Source organism: Pseudomonas sp. zfem002 (assembly GCF_032621685.1).
GTDB lineage: Bacteria > Pseudomonadota > Gammaproteobacteria > Pseudomonadales > Pseudomonadaceae > Aquipseudomonas > Aquipseudomonas japonica.
The window spans coordinates 1-21,454 of the sequence record NZ_JAVYJH010000041.1 but is presented as its reverse complement, the minus strand read 5'-3'; the positions used below and the strand labels follow the sequence as shown (position 1 = coordinate 21,454).

Genomic DNA, 21,454 nt, shown 5'->3' with positions numbered 1-21,454 from the left:
TACAGTGGCTTGTCGGCGAAGGACCGCAACGCTGTCCCCGAAAACATCGCGGAGCCACCCAATGCCTCTCATCAAGACTGTCCAGGACTGGTGCAGCGAACACCCGGTCATCGCCGAACTGGTCGCCCTCAACGAAACCACCTGGTTCAACCCCAACACCGCCGCGGTCGCCGAAGCCCTGGCGGACGTGCCCCTGACCCGCGCCGACATGGATGACGCCAGCGCACGCCTGCAACGCTTCGCCGCCTTCATCCAGTCCGCCTTCCCACAGACCCGCGAGGCGGGCGGCATCATCGAATCGCCGCTGTATCCCCTGCCCGCCCTGCAGCGCGCACTGGGCACCAGCCCCGGCCAGCTGTGGCTGAAGGCCGACAACGAACTGCCGATCTCCGGTTCGATCAAGGCCCGCGGCGGCATCTACGAGGTCCTCGTCCATGCCGAGCGCCTGGCCCTCGACGCCGGCCTGCTGCAACCCGGCGACGACTACGCGCAACTCGACAGCGACACCGCCCGCGCCTTCTTCGCCCGGTACCGCATCGCCGTCGGCTCCACCGGCAACCTCGGCCTGTCGATCGGCATCATCAGCGCGCGCCTGGGCTTCCAGGCCACGGTGCACATGTCCGCCGACGCCCGCCAATGGAAGAAGGACAAACTGCGCGCCCACGGCGTACAGGTGATCGAGTATCCCACCGACTACAGCGTCGCCGTGGCCGAAGGCCGGCGTCAGGCCGAGGGCGATCCGTTCTGCCATTTCGTCGACGACGAGAATTCCCGCCAGCTGTTTCTCGGCTACGCCGTCGCCGCCCTGCGTCTGCAGGGTCAGCTGCGCCAGGCCGGAATCGTCGTGGACGCCGAACACCCGCTGTTCGTCTACCTGCCCTGCGGCGTCGGTGGCGGTCCCGGCGGCGTGGCCTTCGGCCTCAAGCAGGTGTTCGGCGACGCGGTGCATTGCCTGTTCGCCGAACCGACCCATTCGCCGTGCATGCTGCTCGGCGTCTGCACCGGCCTGCATGACCAGGTCTCGGTCTACGACTTCGGCATCGACAACGCCACCGCCGCCGACGGCCTGGCCGTGGGCCGGCCGTCGGGCTTCGTCGGGCGGACCATGCAGCGCCTGATCGATGGCCACTACACGGTCAGCGACGACAACCTCCATCGGCTGCTGGCCCTGATGGAAGCCAGCGAAGGTCTGCGCCTGGAGCCCTCGGCCCTGGCCGGGGTGCCGGGGATGCAGCGGGTGCTGGAGGAAACCCAGGGTTATCGCCAGCGCCTCGGCCTGAGCGAACGGCACATGGCCAACGCCACTCACCTGATCTGGGCCACCGGCGGCAGCATGGTGCCCGAGGCGGAGATGGAGGCCTATCTGGCTACTGGCCGCGCCCTGCTGAACGCGCGCTGATGCTCATCGCCAATCCGGAGCTATCGAAACCTTTTGTCATAAGTGATAATGATTCAACTTATCACTTGCGAAAGGAGGCGCTCGCATGTCCGGCGAGTCCAGCCCTCACGATATCGAACGTCTCTACCTCGACCACCACGGCTGGTTGCAAGGCTGGTTGCGCAACCGCCTGAACGACAGCGCCGATGCCGCCGACCTGGCCCAGGACACCTTCGTGCGTCTCCTGCGCCGTCGCCAGTGCACCCTGATGCACGAACCACGCGCCTATCTGCGCACGGTGGCTCGTGGCCTGGTGATCGACCTCTGGCGACGCCGCGATATAGAGCAGGCCTGGCTGGAAACCCTGGCGCAACAGCCCGCGGGCGAAGCCCCCTCACCCGAGACCAGCCTGCTGGTGATCGAGTCGCTGATCGCCATCGATCGCCTGCTCGACCAACTCAAGCCGCAAACCCGTGAAGCCTTCCTCCTGGCCCAGCTGGAGGGCATGAGTTGCCCGCGCATCGCCGCGCAGCTGGGGGTCTCGCTGTCCACCGTCGAACGCCATATCGCCAAGGCCCTGCGCCATTGCTATGCGCTGGTCTTCGAGCAGCCGTCATGAGCCGGGACACGGCACCGGCGCTGCCGGAACGGGTCATCGAGCAGGCCATCGACTGGCAGGTGAAACTGGCCTACAACACGGTCGACGCGGCCAGCCACGCAGCCTTCGAACGCTGGCTCGGCGAACATGACGACCACGCCCGCGCCTGGCAGCGCATCCAGAGCCTGACCGCGCGTTTCACCGGCATGCCGCCGCAACTGGCCCTGCAAACCTTGCAGAAACTGCCGGAAGCACGCCTGCAGCGGCGCACGATGCTCAAGCTGCTGGGCCTGTTCGCGATCGTCGGGGCCGGCAGCTGGAGCGCCGCCGACATCGCCCCGTGGCAGCGCCTGAACGCCGACTACAGCACCCGGGTGGGCGAACGCCGGCAATGGCGCCTGAGCGACGACAGCCTGATCGACCTCAACACCGACAGCGCCGTTGCCCTTCACTACGATGCCAGCCAGCGCCTGATCGAACTGCTGCGCGGGGAAATCCACCTGCTCAGCGGCAGCGATTCCGCGTCCGCCAGCAAACGACCGCTACGGGTCGCCACCCCCTTCGGTCTGTTCGAGGCACTGGGTACGCGCTTCAGCGTGCGCCTGGAAGAGCATGGCGCGCGCCTGGCCTTGCTGGAGGGCAGCGTGCGCCTGCATCCCGCCCAGGGCGGCGAGGATGCCATCGCCCGTGCCGGAGAAAGCTGGCGGCTCGACGCCCGACAAGCGCGCCGCCTGAACACGCCGCCGGGCGAAACCGCAGCCTGGCGCGATGGACTGCTGATGGCGCGCAACCAACCGCTGCACGAGGTGCTCGCGGAACTGGCGCGCTATCGCCATGGCTACCTGGGTTGCGATCCGCAGATCGCCAACCTGCCGGTCAGCGGGAATTTCCAGCTGGACGACCCGGACGCCACGCTCGCCTTCATCGCCCAGGCCCACCGCCTGCAGCTGCAACGCCTGACCCGCTACTGGGTACGCCTGCTGCCCGGGTAACCACAACGAAAAAATCCTCCGCGGCGTGAAGGGGTTTTCGATCTGGCCCGGCATACAGATCAGAACCCCTCCAACACTGCACACGAGAACCACCCTTGAACAGCCGTATTCCCTCGACGCCCACCCCGATGCGCGCCCTGTTGCGCAGCGCCTTCCTGTCCCTTGGCCTGGCCGCCACGCTGCCCGCCGCGGCCTACGCGCAGGCAGCCGAGCAACTCTTCAGCATTCCCGTCGCGACCCTCGACCAGGCCCTGACCCAACTGAGCCGCGAGACCGGCCTGAACATCGCCTTCGACCCCGCCGACCTCGCCGGCAAGCACAGTCACGCCGTGCAGGGTCGCTTCAGCGCCGAACAGGCACTGGCACAACTGCTCGCCGGCAGCGGTCTGCAGGCCGTGGCCCTGGCGAGCGGCGGTTATCGCCTGGTCCCGCAGGCAGGCGCTTCGACCGTGCTGGAGCTGGACGCCACCAGCGTCATGGCGCGGGACACCCAGGACCATCCGCTGGGACCGGTCGCGGGCTACGTCGCCCGGCGCACCACCACCGCGACCAAGACCGACACGCCGATGCTGGAGAACCCGCAGGCGATCTCCGTGGTCACCCGCGAGCGCATGGACGACATCGGCGCGCAGCGCATCGACGAAGCCCTGCGCTACACCTCCGGGGTGCGCACCGACGGCGGCGGCGCGAACAATGCAGCGGACAATATCTTCCTGCGCGGCTACGCGATTTCCTTCACCTACCGCGACGGCCTGCGCCTGCGGCCGCTGGGCTTCTTCGGCATGTTCGGCGAGGAGCCCTACGGCCTGGAGCGGGTCGAGGTGCTCAAGGGCCCGACCTCGATCCTCTACGGCCAGAACGATCCAGGCGGCATGGTCAACACGATCTCCAAGCGCCCGACCGACTACGAACGCGGCGAGGTCGGCCTGTCCTTCGGCAACAACCACCGCCGGCAACTGACCCTGGACACCAGCGGCCCGCTCAGCGACACCCTGAGCTACCGTTTCGTCGCCCTGGGCCGCGAGGCGGACGGCGCCTACGACCACACCGCCGACGATCGCGCCTATGTCGCGCCGAGCCTGACCTGGCGCCCCGACGAGTACACCAGCCTGACGCTGCTGGCCTCCTACCAGAAGAACAAGGCCCTGGCCCCGAGCAACATCCCCTGGGCCGCGGTGAACGGCAGCAGCCCCTATGGCAAGGTGCCGATGGAGCGCTTCATCGGCGAGCCGGACTTCGATTTCGAGGAAGTGGAAAGCACCTCGGCGGGCTATGAATTCAGCCATGCCTTCGACGACACCTGGACCTTCCGGCAGAACCTGCGCTTCAGCGACTACGACAACCAGGAAAACTACCTGGCCCGGGTCAGCGGCCTGGTGACCGGCAGCGACGGTGTGCCCAACGCCTCGATCAGGCGCAACTACCAGCTCCGCCATGCCTATGGCGAACACCTGGCGCTGGACAACCAGTTGCAGGCGCGCTTCGCCACCGGCCCCGTGCACCACACCACGCTGCTGGGCGTCGACTACAGCTGGAGCCGCTCGGTGCGCAACGAGAAATGGGGCAGCGCCACGCCGATCAACGTGTTCGACCCGGTGTACGGCGCAGCGGTGGATACCTCGGCGTACAGCGCCTGGGTCAACAACCGCCAGCGCACCAGCCAGTTGGGCTACTACTTCCAGGACCAGCTCAAATACGAGCGCTGGGTCATGACCCTCGGCGGACGCCAGGACTACGCCCGCAGCCGCACGACCGACCGCTGGAGCGGCACGGAAACCGCCGATCAGGACTGGGACGACTTCACTGGCCGCGCCGGCCTGGTGTACCTGTTCGACAACGGTTTCGCGCCCTATGTCAGCTATGCCGAGTCGTTCAACCCGGTGACCGGCAGCAGTGCGCCGGAGCGAGGCGGCAAGGACTTCGAACCGGAACGTGGCAAGCAGTACGAGGTGGGCCTGCGTTACCAGCCGCCAGGCAGCGAAACGCAGATAACCCTGTCGCTGTACGACCTGCGCAAGGAAAACGCGATCACCAACGATCCGCTGAACGAGCGCTACAGCATCCAGACCGGCGAGATCCGCTCCAAAGGCGTGGAACTGGAAGCGATCACCACCGTGGCCGAGGACCTGAAGCTCACCGGCTCGCTCTCCTACAGCGATGTCGAAGTGACCCGGAGCAACGACGGCAACCAGGGCAAACAGCCGTTCAAGGTGCCGGCGAAACTGGCCTCGGTCTGGGCCGACTACAGCGTTCCGTTCGATCCGCTGCAGGGCCTGAGCATCGGCATCGGTGCGCGCTACACCGGTTATACCTACGGTGACGCGCTGAACACCTTCAAGGTGCCGTCCTACACCCTGTACGACGCAGCGGTGCGCTACGACCTGGGCAAGCTCGACCCGACGCTGCAGGGGGTCAAGGCCAGCGTCAATGTGCACAACCTGACGGACAAGTACTACGTCGCATCATGCTTCTTCGCCCTGGCCTGCAACCTGGGTGAAGGGCGCAGTGTGGTGGCCGAGGTGAGTTACCAGTGGTGAGCTTCGCGGGCAAGCCGCGCTCCTACGGTGGTACGCGCTTCTTGTAGGAGCGCGGCTTGCCCGCGAAAGGGCCGCAACGCGGCCCCGGGTTTTGGATCAAGGCGCAGGATTCGGCTGCTGCACATGGATCGCCTCGATCCCCTGCAGCAATTCCTCGGTCAATTGCACCTCGACACTGGCCAGGTTGCTCTGCAGCTGTTCCAGCGTCGTCGCGCCGATGATGTTGCTGGTCAGGAACGGCCGGCTGGTGACATAGGCCAGCGCCAGCTGTGCCGGATCCACCCCGTGCTCGCGGGCGAGCGCGACGTAGGCCGCGGTGGCGCGTTCCACCTGCGGGTTGTTGTAGCGCTGGAAGCGGTCGAACAGGGTCAGGCGCCCTTTCGGCGGCTGCGCGCCATTGAGGTACTTGCCCGACAGCACGCCGAACGCCAGCGGCGAATAGGCCAGCAGCCCGACGTTCTCGCGAATGGAGATCTCCGCCAGGCCCACCTCATAGCTGCGGTTCAACAGGCTGTAGGGGTTCTGGATCGACACCGCCCGCGGCCAGCCACGGGTCTCGGCCAGGTGCAGGAAGCGCGCCACGCCCCACGGGGTCTCGTTGGACAGGCCGATATGACGGATCTTGCCGGCCTTGACCAGATCGTCCAGCACCTCGAGGGTCTCCTCGATGGCGATCGCTTCTTCATTGGCGTCGTGCACGTAGCCCAGCTGGCCGAAGAAGTTGGTCTGGCGGTCCGGCCAGTGCAGTTGGTAGAGGTCCAGATAGTCGGTCTGCAGGCGCTTGAGGCTGTCTTCCAGGGCCGCGGTGATATTGGCCCGGTCCAGCCGCGCGGTGCCGCCGCGGATATGCTCGATACGCTGCGGGCCGGCGACCTTGCTCGCCAGCACCCACTGCTCGCGACCGCCGAAGCGGGCGAAGTAGTTGCCGATGATGCGCTCGGTTTCGCCATAGGTTCTCGCGATCGGCGGCACCGGGTACATCTCCGCGGTGTCGATGAAATTGACCCCGGCCTCGCGCGCCACCTGAATCTGCTCGAAGGCCTCGGACTCGCTGTTCTGCTCACCCCAGGTCATGGTGCCGAGGGCGATGGCGCTGACGGCGATGCCGCTGTTGCCCAGTTGACGCTTTTCCATGAATCACTCCTTTGTCGAAACGGCGAAGGCCGCCGACACCGCGAACGGCGCCGGCAGCCTGTATTCGGTGACGGCCTCAGCGCACACGGGGCTGGAACAACTCCACGGCACTGGCGTCGATCTTGCGCGGCAGCAGGCCCTGGGCGAAGAACACATCGGCGATCTGCTGCTGTTCGGCGAGGTTGTCGTGTCCCACCGGCTGCACATCATAACTGCGTCGGCCGTTGGCCTGCTCGACCGTCGCCACATCGAGGTTGCCCCACAGCGGGCCGAGGACCCTGGCAGCCTCGTTGGGGTTGGCCTTGAGCCACTTGCCCGCCCCGCTCAGCGCGCCGAACAGGGTGTCGAGCACCTCGGGATGGGCCTTGGCGTAATCGCTGGAGGCCAGGTAGTAACGCTGGTAGCTGGCGAGGCCCTGGCCATCGCTGAGAACCTTGGCATGCTGCTGGCGCTGGGCGCTGGCGACATAGGGATCCCAGGTTACCCAGGCATCCACCTTGCGGTTCTCGAATGCGGCGCGGCCATCGGCCGGAATCAGGTAGGCCGGCTGGATGTCACTGAAGTTCAAGCCGGCCTTGGCCAGCGCCTGGATCAGCAGGTAATGGCTGCCGGCGGCCTTGGTCACGGCGATCTTCTTGCCCTTGAGGTCGGCGAGGCTCTTCAGTGCCGAATCCGCCGGTACGAGAATGGCCTGGGCCAGCGGCGACGGCGTCTCCCGAGCGAAATAGGTCAGCTTCGCCCCGGCCGCCTGGGCGAACACCGGCACGGTATCGGCGACATCGGCGGACACATCGACATTGCCCAGGTTGAGGGCTTCGAGCAGCGGCAGGCCACTGGCGAACTCATGCCAGGTGACATCGATGCCTTGGGCCTTCAACTGTTGTTCGAGGTTGCCCTGGGCCTTGAGCAGGGTCAGCAGGGTCGAGGATTTCTGGTAGCCGATGCGCAGGGTTTCGCCACTGGCGGTGCCGGCGAGACTGGCGCCCAGCACCACGGCGGCGGCAAGCCGGTACAGACGCTTGAAAGGAATCATGGGAAAGGCTCCGGATCAGGGGGTCTTGGTGAGTTGTGCGGTGCCAGGCAGCACGAAGCCGCTGGCGAAGGTCGGCGCCACGTCGAGGCGCTCGGCGATCAGGCCGTGGGCCTGGTAGAAGTCGGCGGTGGCCTGCTGCTCGCCGATGGTCTGGCTGTCCACCGCCTGCCAGCGCGCCTGGCGCCGCTCGTACTGCAGGCGCGCGGCCTCCACCGGGAAGCCGATGATCTGCGCGAGGTTCTTCGAATAGCTGTCGATATTGCGCTTGGCCCAGTCCTCGGCCCGGGCCAGGCGGCTCAGGTAATCCTGCAGGGCGGCACGCCGTGCCGGGTCGGCCAGGGCCTTGTCGGTGGCGGCGAGAAAGCTGTTGCCGCTGGACAGGCCGCGGCCGTTGACCAGCACCCGCCCCTGCCCGCTCAGCTCGGCCAGCGCGGTGTAGGGTTCCCAGGTCGACCAGGCGTCCACCGAGCCATTGGCCAGGGCGACCTTGGCGTCCACCGGGCCGAGAAAGCGAAACTCCACGTCCTTCTCGCTGAGCCCGGCGCTGGCCAGGGCCTTGAGCGCGACGAAATGACCGATGGAGCCGCGCCCGGTGGCGATGCGCTTGCCCTTCAGGTCGGCCGCGCTGCGCAGTGGCGAAGCCGGCTGCACCAGCACGGCGATGCCGTAGGGGTCGGACTTGTCGACGGCGATGGCCTTGACCTGCGCGCCCGAGGCCAGGGCGAACAGCAGCGGTGCGTCACCGATGATCCCGGCATCGATGGCCCCGGCGTTCAAGGCTTCAGCCAGCGGCGCGGCGGCGGGAAACTCGGCCCAGCGGATGTCGTAGGGCAGGTCGCGCAGCTCGTCGGCGGCCTCCAGCTGGGCGCGCATGTTGCCTTTCTGGTCGCCGACGCGCAGTTCGAGGCGCTCGGCGGCGAAAGCCGGGCTCGCCAGCAGCAAGGCGGCACCGAAGGCCAGGATTCGGGTGAAGGGGATCATCGCGACGCTCCTCAAGGCTGGACAGCAGCCTGTTGTCAGGTTCTGGGTTCCATCCGCGGCGTGGCGAATGTGAGGTGACTGTAACGAGTCGCTGATAATCAGTGAAATGCATTTTGGTCATAACCTAATATGCGAACATTTTTTCATTATCGCCATTAGCTTAGAACCATAAAGAATTTTACATCGCCTTATATCGCGCATACGGTCATAAGCCCCGCCGGCATGGATCCGCTGTCCAGGGCGGGCCAACGGCGCTCCGAGGCGGGCGCCCCCAGCGTCTTATGCGATGAGTGCCCGATGAGCCAGTCTTCCGCTGCTGTCCCGCTGCACCGGCCGTCCGTACCGGACAGCCCTCCCTCCGGCCTGGACCCGGTCCTTGCGAACATCACCCGCGAACTGGCGGCCAGCGCCGCCGGTTTCGACCGCAGCGGCGCCTTTCCCACGGCCAATTTCGAGCTGCTGCAACGCCATGGCCTGCTTGCCCTGACGGTACCCACGGCGCTCGGTGGCGGCGGTGCCGATCTGCCCACCGCGCGCAAGGTGATCAGCGCGGTGGCCAAGGGCGAACCCTCCACCGCGCTGATCCTGGTGATGCAGTACCTGCAGCATTTCCGCCTGCAGGACGACCTGCGCTGGCCCGTCGCGCTGCGTGAGCGACTGGCTCGCGAGGCGGTGGAGCACGGCGCGCTGATCAACGCCTTCCGGGTCGAACCGGAGCTCGGCACCCCGGCCCGCGGCGGCCTGCCGGCGACCGTGGCGCGGCGTACCGCCGAGGGCTGGCGGCTGTCCGGGACCAAGCTGTACTCCACCGGCAGCCATGGCCTGACCTGGTACCTGGTGTGGGCGCGCAGCGACGATGCCGATCCGCTGGTGGGTGGCTTCCTGGTGCACAAGGACACCCCCGGCGTCCGCATCGTCGATGAATGGGACCACCTCGGCATGCGTGCCACCTGCAGCCACCGGGTCGAATTCGACGATGTCCTGCTGCCGCTGGAGCACGCCGTGGCGGTCAGCCCGGCCAGCGCGCCGCGCGCGGAGCTGGACGGCGAAAGCCTGGTGTGGATGGCGGTGCTGCTGTCGAGCATCTACGACGCCGTGGCCCAGGCCGCCCGCGACTGGCTGGTGACCTTCCTGCGCGAGCGGGTGCCGTCCAACCTCGGCCAGCCGCTGGCCAGCCTGCCGCGCTTCCAGGAGCGGGTCGGGCGCATCGACACCCTGCTGTTCGCCAACCGCAACCTGCTCGACTCCGCCGCCGCCGGCCTGGTCGACGCGGGCAATGCCGGGCAGCTCAAGCAACTGGTCACGCAGAACGCCATCCAGGCGGTGGAGCTGGCCATCGAGGCCACCGGCAATCCCGGTCTGTCGCGGCACAACCCGCTGGAGCGGCATTACCGCGACGTGCTCTGCGGACGTATCCATACCCCCCAGGACGACGTGGTCTTCCACGGCAGCGGTCGCGCTGCCCTCGATGCAGGAATCGCCTCATGAGCGCCATCAGCGTGATCGCCAGCCAGCTCGACGCCCAGGCCAACGAGCTGCTGCGCCAGCGTCTGCCCGGACACCGGGTGATCGACCTGGCCCCCGAACAATTCAATGCCGAGCGCGCCGACGTGCTGATCGTGCGCCCGGTCAACGTGCGCGGGCGCCGTGTCGACGACGCGCCGCGCGGCTGGCCCTGGTCGCTGCGCTGGGTGCAGCTGGTGTCGTCGGGCATCGACTTCTACCCGGACTGGCTGTTCCAGGGGCCGCCGGTCACCAGTGGCAAGGGCAGCAATGCCGAGCAGGTCGCCGAGTTCGCCCTGGCGGCGATCTTCTCCGCGGCCAAGCAGTTGCCGAACATCTGGGTCAAGGACGACGACTGGACCTTCAGCCCGCTGCAGCCGGTACGCGGCAAGACCCTCGGCATCCTCGGCCTGGGCAGCATCGGCCGGGCCCTGGCGGCCAAGGCCACGGCGCTGGACCTGCGGGTGATCGCCCTCGGCCGCCCCGGGCAACCACTGGAGGCCGGGGTGCCGGTGCAAGCCGTGGCGGATATCCATCAGCTGTTCGCCGAGTCCGACCATCTGGTCCTGGCCGCGCCACTCACCGCGCAGACCCGTGGCGTGATCGATCGCCAGGTACTGGCCAGCGCCAAGCCCGGCCTGCACCTGGTGAACATCGCCCGCGGCGGCCTGCTCGACCAGCAGGCGCTGCTCGAAGCGCTGGAAGCCGGGCGCATCGGCCGCGCCACCCTGGATGTCACCGAACCCGAACCGCTGCCGGCCGGCCACCCGCTGTACAGCGATCCGCGGGTGTTCATCTCGCCGCATACCTGCGCGATTTCCACCGAGGGCATCCGTGGCTTCGCCGAGGACTTCGCCGACAACTTCCAGCGCTATCACCTGGGTCAGCCATTGCGCAACCTGGTCGACCACCAGCGCGGCTACTGACCTTTCACCGAACTTGAACGCGCCCCTGGCGCGTGGGGAGCACTGCAATGACAGCCGTATCCGTTCTGCCCGTTTCCTCCGACCTCGCCAGCGTGCGCCAGCGGGTCAGCGCCGAAGAGTGGGAGGTGCGGGTCAAGCTCGCCGCCGCCTACCGCCTGGCCGCGCTGTTTCGCTGGACCGACCATATCTACACGCACTTCTCGGCGCGGGTACCGGGACCGGACGAGCATTTCCTGATCAATGCCTACGGCCTGCTGTTCGATGAAATCAGCGCCTCCAACCTGGTCAAGGTGGATGTCGACGGGACCCTCATCGACGACCCGCTGGGGCTCGGCATCAACCAGGCCGGCTACGTCATCCACAGCGCCATCCACCGCGCCCGCCCGGACCTCAAGGCGGTGCTGCACACCCACACCCGCGACGGCGCGGCGGTGTCGGCGCAGCGCGATGGCCTGCTGCCGCTATCGCAGCATGCCCTGGCCTACTACAGCCGGGTTGTCTATCACACCTACGAGGGGGTGGCGCTGGACCTGGATGAACAGCAGCGCCTGGTCGCCCACCTGGGCGACAGCAATATCCTGATCCTGCGCAATCACGGGCTGCTCACCGGCGGCAGCAGTGTCGAACATGCCTTCCGCGAGCTGCATGGACTGGAGCGGGCCTGCAATATCCAGATCGCCGCGCAGGCCGGGGGCAATGCCGACCTGCTGTTCGCGCCGGAGGCGGCGATCGAGAAAGTGAAGCAGCAGAGCGCGGCGTTCCTCGATGGCAACAATCCGGGGATCCAGCGGCACTGGGATGCGCTGATCCGCCAGCTGGACCGGGAGGGGGATGATTACAAGCAGTGATGTACAGGGGGACCGCTTTGCGGTCCTTCGCGGGCAAGCCACGCTCCTACGAGGAGAGCGCGTATCCCGTAGGAGCGTGGCTTGCCCGCGAAGGCCTGCAAAGCAGGCCCAAATAACCACCGACCCCACCCAGGGAGGCCCCAAAGAAACCAGCCGGAAACCAATCATGCCCAAACCCGCCTTGCGCCACGCCCTCCCGCCGTTGTTGCTGTCCTTGCCCCTGACCACCCTCGCCGCTCCCGAACAGGCCAGGGAAGAACGCCTGCCCAGCGTCACCGTCACCGCCGAACACCGTCAGGAAGACCTGCAGAAAGCCCCGCTGGCGATCAGCGCCTTCGACGAGAACACCCTGCGCGACCAGCAGATCAACAATATCCGCGACCTCTCCGGGCGCGTGCCCAACCTGACCCTCTCCCGCCAGTCGATCTCCTACAGCGCGCAGACCTACGGCATCCGTGGCATCGGCGAGACCGACCCGATCCAGGAAGCGGCGGTGGCGGTATACGCCGACGACCTGTACATCCCGCGGGCGATTTCCTCGATGCTCGACTTCAACGATGTCGAGCGCGTCGAGGTCCTGCGTGGCCCGCAAGGCACCCTGTACGGGCGCAACAGCGCCGCCGGGGCGATCCGCGTGATCACCCGCGACCCGGACCAGAAGACCCGGGCCTTCGTCGAACTCGGCGCCGGCAACTACGATGCGCGCAACGGTCGCCTGCTGGTCAGCGGACCGCTGGTGGACGACACCCTGTTCGCCAGCTTCTCGGCCCTGCGCCTGAGCCGCGACGGCACGGTGTACAACCGCACCCGCCACAAGGACGTCAACAGCGTCGATATCCAGTCCTATCGCGGCAAGCTGCGCCTGGCTCCGGTGGATTCGGCGTGGGACACCCAGTTGACCCTGGCCGGCACCTTCGACCGCGGCGACACCACCAGCTACACCCCGTTCGACCCGGCCAACGGCCACTTCGACAAGTTCAAGACCTACAGCAGCCTCAACCCGAAGAACCGCCTCGACCAGGGCAGCGCAGTGCTGCGCTCGATCTACCACTTCGACGACCAGCTGAGCTTCAAGTCGGTCACCGCCTGGTCGGCCTTCGACCAGCCGGTGAACTACGACAACTCCGGCGAAGCCAACGTCGGCAACGCGGCGCCCACGCAGAACAACCTGATCCGCTACAAGCAGCGCTACGCCACCCAGGAATTCCAGCTCAACGGCGACTACGAGCGCCTCAACTTCACCCTCGGCGCCTACCTGTACAAGGAACGTTTCCGCGCCGAGCGCGACAGCCTCACCTACTCGGTGGCGGCCGATCGGGTCAACGCCAGCGGCCAGTACAGCACCACCGATACCGAGAGCTACGCGCTGTATGGCCAGGGCAGCTACAAGCTGACCTCGCGCCTGTCGCTGACCGCCGGCCTGCGCTACACCGCCGAGCACAAGAACTTCGACTACAACAACTACCGGATCACCACCGCGCGGCAGATCACCGGCCTCAACTTCAACGCCGAGACCAGCGAAAGCTGGGCCTCGTTCAGCCCCAAGCTGGGCCTGGAATATGCCTGGAGCGACGCCCTGACCCAGTACGGCTACGTGGCCAAGGGCTTCAAGGCCGGCGGCTTCGACAACCGCGCGCCGACCCGCCTGGCTGCCCTGCAGGGCTTCGACCCGGAGAACGTCATCACCTACGAGACCGGGCTCAAGGGCGACTACCTCGGCGGGCGCCTGCGCAGCAACGTGGCGGTGTTCTACAACGACTACAAGGACCTGCAGACCAACGCCTGGGACCCGGCGATCAGTGCCAACCTGCGCACCAACGTCGGCAGCGCGCACAGCTATGGGGTGGAACTGGAGAACACCGCCCTGCTCAGCCGCGACCTGACCCTGAGTGCCAACCTCGGCTACCTCGAGGCGCAGTACGACGACTTCAAGAACGCCGCGGGACCGGGGGTGGACGCCGATGGCAACCGCATGGTCTTCGCCCCGCGCTGGAACCTGGCGCTGGGCCTGAACTGGACGGTCCCGGTGGACCTGCCGGGCGCGCTGGTGGCGGGCACCGACTGGCAGTTCCAGACCCGCTCCTATGCCAACGCGGTGAACGGGGACATCTACGAAGTGCCGCAACAGAGCTTCTGGAACGCCAACACCAGCTACAGCAGCGGCGATGGTCACTGGACCACTACCCTGGCGGTGAAGAACCTGCTCAACCGCGCCTATCCGCAGAACATCGCCTACTCGGCGGCGAGCAGCACGGCGTATTACTCGGTGAACGATCCGCGGACCATCACCTTGAGCGTGCGGTATGACCTGTGAATGAAAAAGGGCCTGCGGATGCAGGCCCTTTGCGGATCAGGAGTCGCGCTTGTTCGACTCGGCTTTCTTGTCGGCTACCGCCTGCTGCGGTGCCTCTTTTTGTGCCTGCTGGAATTGCGCGTGCCATTCGTTGACCCGGTCGCTGCCGCCTTCGGCATGGGCCAGGACCGGCAGGGCGAAGAGGATGGACAGGGTTGCAGCTTTGAGAACGGACATGTGGGAAAACCTTTGCGTGGATAACGATAATCAGTTGCCCGCGCATTGTCCGAAGCGGTGATTAACCGGGAATTAACTGCCTGGCTCCGGGATTGCACGATTCCCTCGTAGGAGCGAGGCTTGCCCGCGAAGGACCGCAACGCGGTCCCAAATTGGGCCTGCTTCGCAGGCCTTCGCGGGCAAGCCTCGCTCCTACAGGCACACCTGCTCCTAGACCCACGGCAACTGATGCGTCACACAGTGAATCCCCCCGCCTCCCGCCGCGATCGCATCGATATCCAGCGCCACCACCTCCCGCTCCGGATACAGCGCCTCAAGCAACGCCCGCGCCTTGCCATCCGCCGCCGCATCGCCGAACTGCGGCATGAGCACCGCGCCATTGATCACGAAGTAGTTGATATACCCCGCGGCAAAATCCGGGTTGTCACGGTTGAACCGGCTGCGCCGCGGCTTCAACGGCGGCGACAGCACATGCACCTGCAACCTGCGCCCATCGGCGTCGGTGGCGTTCTGCAGGATATCCAGATGCCGGCGCGTCACCGCGTAGTCATAGGACTGCGGATCGCTATCCAGGTTGGCCACCACCACCCCGGGACTGACGAAGCGCGCATAGAAATCGACATGGGCATCGGTGATGTCCTTGCCGCGAATCCCCGGCAGCCAGATGATCTTGCGCAGCCCCAGGCAGGCCTTCAGTTCCTCCTCCACCTCGGCCCGGGTCCAGTCGGGATTGCGGTTGCCATTGACCCAGCAGCTCTCGGTCATGATCCCGGTCCCATGCCCGTCCACCTCGATGCCACCGCCCTCGCCCACCAGCTCGCTGCGCAGGTACCGCGCGCCGACGTCGCGGGCCATGAGCGCCGCGACCCGGGCATCCTGGCCATGCCGCTGCTTGCCACCCCAGCCGTTGAAGTTGAAATCCAGCGCGGTCAGGCCGCCGTCCTCGGTGGTGAGGAAGTTGGCACCGATATCGCGCATCCAGATATCGTCCAGCCCGGTTTCGAGAAAACGCACATTGGCGCCGCCGCACAGCTCCTCGGCCAGCTCGCGCTCGTCGCTGCGGCACAGCACGGTCAGCGGCTGGAACCGGGCGATCGCGCGAGCGATACGCCCCAGCGCTTCCTGCACATCACCGGTGAAGTCCTCCCAGATCGCCTCCTGGGCACCGAAGGCGATCCAGGCATGGCGCTGGCGTTCGCCCTCGTCGGGCATGAACCAGGCGTCTTCGTCGGCGGCGAAGACGCGCAAGGGGTTCAGCCCGGCACTGGCGATCAGGCCCAGGCTGCTGGCGATGGAAAGCTGCCGGATGAAGTGGCGGCGGGTCGGCATGGTCATTTCACTCTTTCTGGGTCAACTGGCGGTCTTGAACTTGGTCCAGGCACGCATTCGCGCGCGCATGGCCGCTTGCGGGATGTCCTTGCCCGGAATCAGGCGCTGGAAGGCGCTTTCGTCAGGGTAGATATCCGGGTTGTCACGCATCGACGGATCGACCTGCGGTCGCGCCCTGGCGCTGGAGGTCGGGTAGCCGGTGAAGTTGCTGATGGCCGCCATGTTCTCCGGGCGCATGACGAAATTGATGAAGGCATAGGCGTATTCCGGATGTTTGGCATCCACCGGGATCGCCATGCTGTCCATCCACACCGTGGTGCCCTCGCGGGGGATGCGGTACTGGAAACGCACCGGCTTGCCGGCGGCATCGGCGGTGCGCTGGGCCTGGGTCATGTCGCCGCTGTAGCCGAGGGACAGGCACAGGTTGCCGTTGACCAGGTCGGTGACCGGCTGCGACTGGAACTTGCGGATATACGGCCGCACCTTCATCAGCAGCTCGCTGGCCGCGGCCAGGTCTTCCGGCCTGGCGCTGCGCGGCTCGCGGCCAAGGTAGTTGAGAGCCACCGCCAGGACCTCGTCCGGCGAGTCGATCAGCGAGATCCCGCAGTCGGCGAACTTCGCCGCCAGCTCCGGCTTGAACAGCAGGTCGAGGCTGTTCACCGGGGCATCCGGCAGGCGCTTGCGGATCTGCTCTTCGTTGTAGGTCAGGCCGATGCTGCCCCAGGTGTAGGGCACGGTGGCCGCCGCCGAATGCGGATAGTGCTGGCGCAGCCGCTGCAGGCCCGGCTCGATATCGGCCAGGGCGGTGAGCCTGGCCGGGTCGAGCGGCTGCAGGCTGCCGGCGCGCATCAGGCGCTCGGCCACGGTGTCGCCGGGAAAGATCAGGTCGTAGCCGCTGCCGGAGGTCATCAGCTTGGCCTCCAGCACCTCGCTGCTGTCCATCACGTCATAGATCACCTTGATCCCGGTTTCGGCGGTGAAGCGCGCCAGGGTGTCCTCGGCGAAATAGTCGGACCAGTTGTACAGGCGCAGGGTGCGCTCCTGGTCGTCGCCATGGGCCAGGCCCTGGCTCAGGCACAGCGCCAGGCCCAGCAGCGTCAGCATGCGTGGTTTCATTTCACACCTCCCGGCCCGTGCGCCAGATGCTGGTGGACCCGCCGTCCAGGCTGAGCAGGGTGCGGTACATTTCCGGCCGGCGGTCGCGGAAGATGCCCCAGGTCAGGCGCTCTTCGCGCATCGCCGCGAGGTCGAGGGTGCGCATCAGCACGCCGGGAGTCTCGCGGTCGGCTTCGGCAAGCAGCTTGCCCTTGTGGTCGCAGATGAACGACGAGCCGTAGAAATCCATGTGCAATTCAGCATCGCCCGTGGCCACCTCGCGGCCGATGCGGTTGGCCGCCACCACCGGCAGCAGGTTGGCCGCGGCGTGACCGCGCATGGTCATCTGCCAGTGGTCGCGGGAGTCGAACGCCGCCGCGCCGGGCTCGGAGCCGATCGCGGTGGGGAACAGCAGCACCTCGGCGCCCATCAGCGCCAGGCAGCGCGCGGTCTCCGGGAACCACTGGTCCCAGCAGATACCGATGCCGAGGCGACCGAACGCGGTGTCCCAGACCCGGAAACCGGTATCGCCGGGACTGAAGTACTCCTTCTCCTGATAACCGACGGCGTTGGGGATATGGGTCTTGCGGTAGACCCCGAGCAGACGGCCATCGGCATCGGCGACGCTGAGGGAGTTGAAGTAGGCGTTGCCGGCCTTCTCGTACCAGCTCAGCGGCAACACCACGCCCAGCTCCCGGGCCAGCGCGGCGAAGCGCTGGAGCACGCGGCTGCGCGGGTATTCCTCGGCCAGGGCGAGGTGCTTGTGGTCCTGCTCGATGCAGAAATACGGCGTGGCGAACAGCTCCTGCAGGAGCACCACCTGGGCGCCCTGCGCGGCGGCATCGCGGACCAGTTGCTCGGCACGGTCGAGGTTGTCATCGAGGTTCCAGCTGCACGGCATCTGGGTGGTGGCGACGGTGAGGAAAGTCATGGCACGCGCTCCTTATTCCGATACAGGCCAGGCCGGCTGCTGCTGGGTGATGCAATGCACCCCGCCGCCGCCATGGGCCAGATGATTGATCCGCACCGGTACCACTTCGCGCCCGGGGAACGCGGCGGCCAGGACCCGGGCCGCTTCGGCGTCGGCCTCGATGCCGTAGGCCGGCATGATGATCGCGCCGTTGGCGATGTAGAAATTGGTGTACGAGGCGCAGAACACCTCGGCCGCGGGATCCACCGCGGCGCTGGCTTCGTACAGGTCGATCAGTTCGAAGGCGCGACCCTGGGCATCGCGTGCCAGCTCCAGGGCGCGGCGGTTCTCGCGCACCACTTCGGCGTAGACCGAGGTCTGCTCGTGGGTCGCGTCCACCAGCAGCACGCCGGGACGGGCGAAGGCGCAGACGCCATCGACATGGCCGTCGGTCATGTCGCCGGTGACGTACTGCGGATCGCCGGGCAGCCAGATGGTCTTGGTCACGCCGAGCAGGCGCGCGAAGATCTCCTCCGCCTCGGCCTTGTCCAGGCCCGGGTTGCGGTTGGGGTTGAGCAGCACCGACTCGGTGGTGATCAGGGTGCCTTCGCCGTCGACGTGAATCGCCCCGCCTTCGTTGGCCAGCCAGGTGCCGAAGCAGTCCGTGCCGAGCCGGTTGAGCACGCGCCGGGCCAGGCTTTCGTCCAGGCCATGGGCCGACTTGCCGCCCCAGGCATTGAAGCGCCAGCTGACCCCGGCCAGACCGTGCTGCGGATGGCAGACGAAGCTCGGGCCGGAATCGCGACACCAGCTGTCGTCCACCGCCAGCTCGATCAGTTCGACATTGGCCCCGCACAGATCGGCGGCGCTGGTCCGGGCACCGGGATGAACCACCAGTTTCACCGGCTCGAAGCGGGCGATGGCGTTGACCACCCGGGCGAAGTCGGCCTGCACCTCTTCCAGGCGCACGGTCCAGGTGCTCTCCCAGAGCGCCCGGTTGTGCGGCCAGACCATCCAGGTCGCCGCATGGGGCGCCCACTCCGCGGGCATCCTCCAGCCGTTACTGCGTTCGCCGTTGCACTGCATGTTTGCACCCACCTTCAGTTAAGTATTTTTTATTACTGAAATCCGCGATCGCGGAATGGATGTCATGCTATGGCCCAGCCTCATGCACGACAAACGATGGATTTAGCCGACAACTGATTAGCGAGCCTTATCGATCATGTTAAAACACTGGCCACCTCTCAACGCCCTGCGCGGCTTCGAAGCCGCCGCCCGCCTGGGCAGCTTCCACAAGGCCGCCGAGGAACTGCATCTGACCCAGTCGGCGATCAGCCAGCAGATCCGCAGCCTGGAAACCTTTCTCGAACAGCCGCTGTTCCATCGTAGCGGACGCAGCGTCAGCCTCACCGATGCCGGGCACGACCTGCATGCCACCACCCAGGCCATGCTGCAGCAGTTGTCGGTGGGTATCCGGCGCCTGGACCAGTACCGCAAGCCCAACCAACTGGTGGTCAACACCACCCCGGCGTTCGCCCGGCACTGGCTGCTGCCGCGCCTGGGCGACTTCCACCGCCGGCACCCGGAGGTGGACCTGTGGCTGTTCACCACCTTCGAGGTGCCGGACATGACCACCCAGACCGTCGATCTGAGCCTGCGCGACGACCTCGAGCCGCAGGCCGAATGCAGCCACCAGGTGCTGTTCGAGGATCGCCTCTACCCCGCCTGCCACCCCGACCTGCTGGCACAGCCGGCCGCGCAGCGCACCACCCTGCACGGCGAGCGGGAGATGGACTGGAGTCGCTGGTCGGTGCTGGGCGGCGAGGATGTCGGGCAGCGTACCCACGGGCTGAATTTCTCCGACCCGGGCTTGCTCCTGGATGCGGCGTGCGAAGGCCACGGGGTGGCCCTGGTCAGCCAGTTGCTGGCCGCACGGGCCGAGGAAAAAGGCCTGCTGCACCCGCTGAGCGAACGCCGGGTGGCGGGCCCGGAATGGGCGTGCCTGGTGCATCAGGACAGCGAGAAGAGTCCCTTGACCCGCTCATTCATGGGCTGGGTGCGCGAGGCGCTGACGGCTCAGGGCTGCGCATAGGGCACGGCGATCAGCAGGATGGCCGTGCCGTGGGCGGCAATGGCCGCGATCACACCGTAGCGCAGGCGGAGCAAGGCACAGGCCAGCCCTTCGACCAGGGTGAACGCCAGCACCGGCCAGCCGGCCTGGGTGACAGTGGCGGCGAGGAACACATGGCAGGCGGCGAAGGCCACGGCGCTGTTCAGCGCGGCGCGCAGCGGGGTCGTGTGGCGCTCCAGCCAGCCCTGCAGCAATCCGCGGAACAGCACCTCCTCCAGGGCGTTGCCACCGTAGGCAAGGAGGACCATGCCCGCCAGCCAGCCGTCGAAGCCGGTGAATGCACTGTCCTGATACAGACGCAGGGGCAGGCCGATGGCGCAGCCGGCGAGCAGGCCGAGGGTCAGCCCGCCGGGCAGCTGGCCCTTGCGCCAGACGATCAGCGCCCAGAGCTCGGGCGCCAGGCGTGCCAGCACGGCGATCAGCCCCAGGGACATCACCCCCAGCGCGGCGAGTACCAGCGGGTTGGCAATGAAACCGATGCGCACCTGGCCATCCAGCGACCACAGCCCGGTGGGGGTCATGGCATCGCGGACCAGGACGAAGGCCAGCAGCAGGATCAGGATGCGCAGGCCGCTGCGGCTCTGCGGGGTCAGCCAGAACCACAGGGCGCAGAGGCTCAGGCCGGGAGTGATGTGGAGCAGGTAGGTGGCGAGGTGGGCGAGTCCGTCCTGGAGCATTGCGCGGAGTCCTTGGGCGACAGGTTCGCCAGTATACGTTTGCGTTGACCTGGCGGCCTCATCGCGGGCAACGCCCGCTCCCACAATCCATGGCGGGCCTGAAACCCTGATTGGGTCGAGGTAACGGGACTAGTGCCCGTTACCCCTCCCACACCACCGGACGTGCGGTTTTCCGCATCCGGCGGTTGGATCGCTCAGCGTTGCACTGAGGGCGAGATCTTGCGCGGTGATCAGTCCAAACCGCCGCAGGCATTGATTGCTTAGGGCCTGTTGCAGAATCGGGTGCTTTGCCGCCTTCCAGGCTCCGTCGTAGAAGCTGATTCGCTTGATGCCCCGGCTGGGGATATTCAGTCTCAGTAGCGACAGAAACTCAGGCCTCGGCGCTCAAGCTCCTTGTCCAGCGGATCAAGATAGAGATTGGCCAGCAGCGGGCTTAGCGGGCCACCTTGCGGGACCCCTGCCGTGCGCTTGACTCGCTGGCCGTTCAGTATCAGATCCGCTCGCAAGTTCGCTCCAAGGTACTGACTCAGTCGCTTGTCCCGGATGTCGCGGGTAATGCGAGACATGAGTCGGTCGTGATTGACCTCGTCGAAGAACGCCTCGATATCCACGTCGACCACCCAGGTCTTGCCACTCACCACGAAAGCCTTGGCTGCCCTGATTGCATCGAGATTGCTGCGTTCGGGTCGAAACCCGTAGCTGTGTTCGCTGAAGCCGCTATCCCACAGTTTCGTCAGTTGCTGGCTTACCGCCTGCTGGATCACTCGATCCTGCGTGTTGGGAATGCCCAGCAGCCTTTCTCCACCGTCAGGTTTGCCGATCGTCTTGCCTTTGATCGGCCCGGGTTTGTAG

19 protein-coding genes are annotated in these 21,454 nt (G+C 66.7%); 9 read left to right on the top strand and 10 right to left on the bottom strand.

Features of this window, described 5'->3' with window-relative positions; translation table 11 throughout:
• The first annotated feature begins 61 nt into the window (after nucleotides 1–61).
• The 4 genes from dsdA to RTI28_RS29005 all read left to right on the top strand — a co-directional run bounded on the left by dsdA (nucleotide 62) and on the right by RTI28_RS29005 (nucleotide 5,505).
• On the top strand, nucleotides 62–1,399 hold the full coding sequence (gene dsdA, locus RTI28_RS29020) for a D-serine ammonia-lyase (RefSeq protein WP_316923681.1): 1,338 nt from the start codon (nucleotides 62–64) through the stop codon (nucleotides 1,397–1,399).
• Nucleotides 1,400–1,484: 85 nt separating this feature from the next.
• Nucleotides 1,485–1,997 (top strand): sigma-70 family RNA polymerase sigma factor, encoded by a 513-nt coding sequence (locus RTI28_RS29015; RefSeq protein WP_316923680.1) that lies wholly within the window; start codon nucleotides 1,485–1,487, stop codon nucleotides 1,995–1,997.
• Nucleotides 1,994–2,968, top strand: a complete 975-nt coding sequence (locus RTI28_RS29010) for a FecR domain-containing protein (protein ID WP_316923679.1) — start codon at nucleotides 1,994–1,996, stop codon at nucleotides 2,966–2,968. The genes RTI28_RS29015 and RTI28_RS29010 overlap by 4 nt, the downstream gene beginning before the upstream one ends.
• 95 nt (nucleotides 2,969–3,063) lie before the next feature.
• Nucleotides 3,064–5,505, top strand: a complete 2,442-nt coding sequence (locus RTI28_RS29005) for a TonB-dependent siderophore receptor (protein WP_316923678.1) — start codon at nucleotides 3,064–3,066, stop codon at nucleotides 5,503–5,505.
• A 96-nt stretch (nucleotides 5,506–5,601) separates the two neighbouring features.
• Here RTI28_RS29005 and RTI28_RS29000 read toward each other — a convergent pair whose 3' ends face one another.
• The 3 genes from RTI28_RS29000 to RTI28_RS28990 all read right to left on the bottom strand — a co-directional run bounded on the left by RTI28_RS29000 (nucleotide 5,602) and on the right by RTI28_RS28990 (nucleotide 8,653).
• Nucleotides 5,602–6,639: an NADP(H)-dependent aldo-keto reductase gene (locus tag RTI28_RS29000; protein WP_316923677.1), complete on the bottom strand. Its 1,038-nt coding sequence runs from the start codon at nucleotides 6,637–6,639 to the stop codon at nucleotides 5,602–5,604.
• 76 nt (nucleotides 6,640–6,715) lie between these two features.
• The gene (locus RTI28_RS28995; RefSeq protein WP_316923676.1) at nucleotides 6,716–7,672 is read right to left on the bottom strand and encodes an aliphatic sulfonate ABC transporter substrate-binding protein; all 957 of its coding nucleotides are present in this window, start codon (nucleotides 7,670–7,672) and stop codon (nucleotides 6,716–6,718) included.
• 15 nt (nucleotides 7,673–7,687) lie between these two features.
• The gene (locus RTI28_RS28990; RefSeq protein WP_316923675.1) at nucleotides 7,688–8,653 is read right to left on the bottom strand and encodes an ABC transporter substrate-binding protein; all 966 of its coding nucleotides are present in this window, start codon (nucleotides 8,651–8,653) and stop codon (nucleotides 7,688–7,690) included.
• Between the two features lie 297 nt (nucleotides 8,654–8,950).
• On the opposite strand from RTI28_RS28990, the gene RTI28_RS28985 reads away from it, so the two are divergent.
• The 4 genes from RTI28_RS28985 to RTI28_RS28970 all read left to right on the top strand — a co-directional run bounded on the left by RTI28_RS28985 (nucleotide 8,951) and on the right by RTI28_RS28970 (nucleotide 14,244).
• Entirely contained in the window at nucleotides 8,951–10,141 is a 1,191-nt protein-coding gene (locus tag RTI28_RS28985; protein WP_316923674.1) for an acyl-CoA dehydrogenase family protein, read from the top strand.
• Nucleotides 10,138–11,082, top strand: coding sequence for a D-isomer specific 2-hydroxyacid dehydrogenase family protein (locus tag RTI28_RS28980; RefSeq protein WP_316923673.1), 945 nt, complete (start codon nucleotides 10,138–10,140; stop codon nucleotides 11,080–11,082). Before RTI28_RS28985 ends, RTI28_RS28980 begins: the two co-directional genes overlap by 4 nt.
• 47 nt (nucleotides 11,083–11,129) lie before the next feature.
• Nucleotides 11,130–11,930 carry a class II aldolase/adducin family protein gene (locus RTI28_RS28975; protein WP_316923672.1) on the top strand — a complete coding sequence of 267 codons (801 nt, stop codon included), beginning with the start codon at nucleotides 11,130–11,132 and terminating at the stop codon, nucleotides 11,928–11,930.
• 166 nt (nucleotides 11,931–12,096) lie between these two features.
• The gene (locus tag RTI28_RS28970) at nucleotides 12,097–14,244 is read left to right on the top strand and encodes a TonB-dependent receptor (RefSeq protein WP_316923671.1); all 2,148 of its coding nucleotides are present in this window, start codon (nucleotides 12,097–12,099) and stop codon (nucleotides 14,242–14,244) included.
• 36 nt (nucleotides 14,245–14,280) lie between these two features.
• On the opposite strand, the gene RTI28_RS28965 is transcribed toward RTI28_RS28970, so the two are convergent.
• The 5 genes from RTI28_RS28965 to RTI28_RS28945 form a co-directional block, all read right to left on the bottom strand.
• Nucleotides 14,281–14,460, bottom strand: a complete 180-nt coding sequence (locus RTI28_RS28965; protein ID WP_316923670.1) for a co-regulatory protein PtrA N-terminal domain-containing protein — start codon at nucleotides 14,458–14,460, stop codon at nucleotides 14,281–14,283.
• A gap of 210 nt (nucleotides 14,461–14,670) precedes the next feature.
• The gene (locus RTI28_RS28960; protein WP_316923689.1) at nucleotides 14,671–15,789 is read right to left on the bottom strand and encodes an agmatine deiminase family protein; all 1,119 of its coding nucleotides are present in this window, start codon (nucleotides 15,787–15,789) and stop codon (nucleotides 14,671–14,673) included.
• 21 nt (nucleotides 15,790–15,810) lie between these two features.
• Entirely contained in the window at nucleotides 15,811–16,905 is a 1,095-nt protein-coding gene (locus RTI28_RS28955; RefSeq protein ID WP_410479050.1) for an extracellular solute-binding protein, read from the bottom strand.
• A gap of 1 nt (nucleotide 16,906) precedes the next feature.
• Nucleotides 16,907–17,815, bottom strand: coding sequence for an N-carbamoylputrescine amidase (gene aguB, locus RTI28_RS28950; protein WP_316923669.1), 909 nt, complete (start codon nucleotides 17,813–17,815; stop codon nucleotides 16,907–16,909).
• A 12-nt stretch (nucleotides 17,816–17,827) separates the two neighbouring features.
• Nucleotides 17,828–18,880, bottom strand: a complete 1,053-nt coding sequence (locus RTI28_RS28945; RefSeq protein ID WP_316923668.1) for an agmatine deiminase family protein — start codon at nucleotides 18,878–18,880, stop codon at nucleotides 17,828–17,830.
• Between the two features lie 136 nt (nucleotides 18,881–19,016).
• Between RTI28_RS28945 and RTI28_RS28940 the strand changes: the two genes are divergently transcribed.
• Nucleotides 19,017–19,886 carry a LysR substrate-binding domain-containing protein gene (locus RTI28_RS28940; protein WP_316923667.1) on the top strand — a complete coding sequence of 290 codons (870 nt, stop codon included), beginning with the start codon at nucleotides 19,017–19,019 and terminating at the stop codon, nucleotides 19,884–19,886.
• On the opposite strand, the gene RTI28_RS28935 is transcribed toward RTI28_RS28940, so the two are convergent.
• Together RTI28_RS28935 and RTI28_RS28930 are read right to left on the bottom strand one after the other, a co-directional pair.
• Nucleotides 19,871–20,602 (bottom strand): CPBP family intramembrane glutamic endopeptidase, encoded by a 732-nt coding sequence (locus RTI28_RS28935; RefSeq protein WP_316923666.1) that lies wholly within the window; start codon nucleotides 20,600–20,602, stop codon nucleotides 19,871–19,873. The two genes, RTI28_RS28940 and RTI28_RS28935, sit on opposite strands and share 16 nt — an antisense overlap.
• Nucleotides 20,603–20,955: 353 nt before the next feature.
• Nucleotides 20,956–21,454: reverse transcriptase domain-containing protein (locus RTI28_RS28930; RefSeq protein WP_316923665.1), on the bottom strand; the 499-nt coding region annotated here is incomplete at its 5' end.